This window comes from Salinicola rhizosphaerae (assembly GCF_014652715.1).
GTDB lineage: Bacteria > Pseudomonadota > Gammaproteobacteria > Pseudomonadales > Halomonadaceae > Salinicola > Salinicola rhizosphaerae.
In genome coordinates this window covers 1-3,087 of record NZ_BMZI01000015.1, presented here as the reverse complement: position 1 = coordinate 3,087, position 3,087 = coordinate 1, and the positions used below count along the sequence as shown (strand labels likewise).

Annotated in this window: 1 rRNA gene; it reads right to left on the bottom strand. The window is 54.3% G+C overall.

Annotated features, from left to right (window positions below):
* Positions 1 to 44: 44 nt before the first annotated feature.
* Positions 45 to 2,936 (bottom strand): 23S ribosomal RNA (locus tag IE125_RS19115).
* Positions 2,937 to 3,087 lie beyond the last annotated feature (151 nt).

The window sequence follows — 3,087 nt, the reverse complement described above, 5'->3', positions numbered from 1 at the left end:
TCGATCGCGACCGGATCTGGTGTTGCCAGACCCCTTGGGGTTATATGGTCAAGCCTCACGGGGCATTAGTACACGTTAGCTCAACGCCTTGCAGCGCTTCCACACCGTGCCTATCAACCAGCTCGTCTTGCTGGACCCTTTAGGAGACTCGAAGTCTCGGGGAGATCTCATCTTGAAGGGGGCTTCCCGCTTAGATGCTTTCAGCGGTTATCCCGTCCGTACATAGCTACCCGGCGATGCCACTGGCGTGACAACCGGAACACCAGAGGTACGTCCACTCCGGTCCTCTCGTACTAGGAGCAGCGCTTCTCAAATCTCCAACGCCCACGGCAGATAGGGACCGAACTGTCTCACGACGTTCTAAACCCAGCTCGCGTACCACTTTAAATGGCGAACAGCCATACCCTTGGGACCGACTTCAGCCCCAGGATGTGATGAGCCGACATCGAGGTGCCAAACACCGCCGTCGATGTGAACTCTTGGGCGGTATCAGCCTGTTATCCCCGGAGTACCTTTTATCCGTTGAGCGATGGCCCTTCCATACAGAACCACCGGATCACTAGAACCTACTTTCGTACCTGCTCGACGTGTCTGTCTCGCAGTTAAGCACCCTTATGCTCTTGCACTCAATGCACGATTTCCAACCGTGCTGAGGGTACCTTCGTGCTCCTCCGTTACGCTTTCGGAGGAGACCGCCCCAGTCAAACTACCCACCACACACTGTCCTCACACCGGATCACGGTGCCAAGTTAGAACGCCAATGATGCCAGGCTGGTATTTCAAGGTTGGCTCCACCGGAACTGGCGTCCCGGTTTCCAAGCCTCCCAGCTATCCTACACAAGCAACATCAGCGTCCAGTGTGAAGCTATAGTAAAGGTTCACGGGGTCTTTCCGTCTAGCCGCGGGTACACAGCATCTTCACTGCGATTTCAATTTCACTGAGTCTCGGGTGGAGACAGCGTGGCCATCATTACGCCATTCGTGCAGGTCGGAACTTACCCGACAAGGAATTTCGCTACCTTAGGACCGTTATAGTTACGGCCGCCGTTTACCGGGGCTTCGATCAAGAGCTTCGCCTTACGGCTAACACCATCAATTAACCTTCCGGCACCGGGCAGGCGTCACACCCTATACGTCCGCTTACGCGTTAGCAGAGTGCTGTGTTTTTAATAAACAGTTGCAGCCACCTGGTATCTTCGACCGGTTCGAGCTCGGGACGCGAGGTCCTTCACCCTAAGCCGGCGCACCTTCTCCCGAAGTTACGGTGCCATTTTGCCTAGTTCCTTCACCCGAGTTCTCTCAAGCGCCTTGGGATTCTCACCCTGACCACCTGTGTCGGTTTGGGGTACGGTCGCATGTGATCTGAAGCTTAGAGGCTTTTCCTGGAAGCGTGGCATCGATGACTTCCGGACCGTAGTCCGTTCGTCTCGTCTCTCGGCCTTGAGATCCCGGATTTGCCTAAGATCTCAGCCTACTGACTTTCACCAGGACAACCAACGCCTGGCTCACCTAGCCTTCTTCGTCCCCCCATCGCAATCACATCCGGTACGGGAATATTGACCCGTTTCCCATCGACTACGCTTTTCAGCCTCGCCTTAGGGGCCGACTCACTCTGCTCCGATTGACGTAGAACAGAAACCCTTGGTCTTCCGGCGGGGGAGGTTTTCACTCCCCTTGTCGTTACTCATGTCAGCATTCGCACTCGTGATACCTCCAGCATGCCTCTCGACACACCTTCGCAGGCTTACACGACGCTCCTCTACCGCTCATCCAGAGGATGAACCCGTAGCTTCGGCATCTGGTTTGAGCCCCGTTACATCTTCCGCGCAGGCCGACTCGACTAGTGAGCTATTACGCTTTCTTTAAAGGATGGCTGCTTCTAAGCCAACCTCCTAGCTGTCTATGCCTTCCCACATCGTTTCCCACTTAACCAGAATTTGGGGGCCTTAGCTGACGGTCTGGGTTGTTTCCCTTTTCACGACGGACGTTAGCACCCGCCGTGTGTCTCCCACGCTCTACTCACCGGTATTCGGAGTTTGCCTCGGGTTGGTAACCCGGGATGGGCCCCTAGCCGAAACAGTGCTCTACCCCCGGCGGTAATACGTGAGGCGCTACCTAAATAGCTTTCGAGGAGAACCAGCTATCTCCGAGCTTGATTAGCCTTTCACTCCGATCCACAGCTCATCTCAGCATTTTTCAACATACTTGAGTTCGGGCCTCCAGTTGATGTTACTCAACCTTCACCCTGGCCATGGATAGATCGCCCGGTTTCGGGTCTATATCCAGCGACTGGTCGCCCAGTTAAGACTCGATTTCTCTACGCCTCCCCTATACGGTTAAGCTCGCCACTGAATATAAGTCGCTGACCCATTATACAAAAGGTACGCGGTCACAAGACAAAGCTTGCTCCCACTGCTTGTACGCACACGGTTTCAGGATCTATTTCACTCCCCTCTCCGGGGTTCTTTTCGCCTTTCCCTCACGGTACTGGTTCACTATCGGTCAGCCAGGAGTATTTAGCCTTGGAGGATGGTCCCCCCATGTTCAGTCAGGGTTTCACGTGCCCCGACCTACTCGATTTCACACATTCAGGTTTTCGACGACGGGGCTATCACCCACTATGGCCGGCCTTTCCAGACCGTTTGTCTAACCAGTCACATGCTTAAGGGCTACTCCCCGTTCGCTCGCCGCTACTGGGGGAATCTCGGTTGATTTCTTTTCCTCGGGGTACTTAGATGTTTCAGTTCCCCCGGTTCGCTTCCCAACACCTATGGATTCAGTGTGGGATACCCAGCTTATGCTGGGTGGGTTTCCCCATTCGGACATGCCCGGGTCACAGGTTGTTTGCCACCTCACCGAGCCTTTTCGCAGGCTACAACGTCCTTCATCGCCTCTGGCTGCCAAGGCATCCACCGTGTGCGCTTAATCGCTTGACCATATAACCCGAAGGAGTCTGATCAGCGATCGATACGACAATTGCCGGATACGCTTGAGACGTATCACTTTCGTTTTTCCTCATCCCAACTGCGAATGAGAAAGAACTGTCAGCATGATCCAAATTGTTAAAGAGCGTTTAGAGCCATAAGC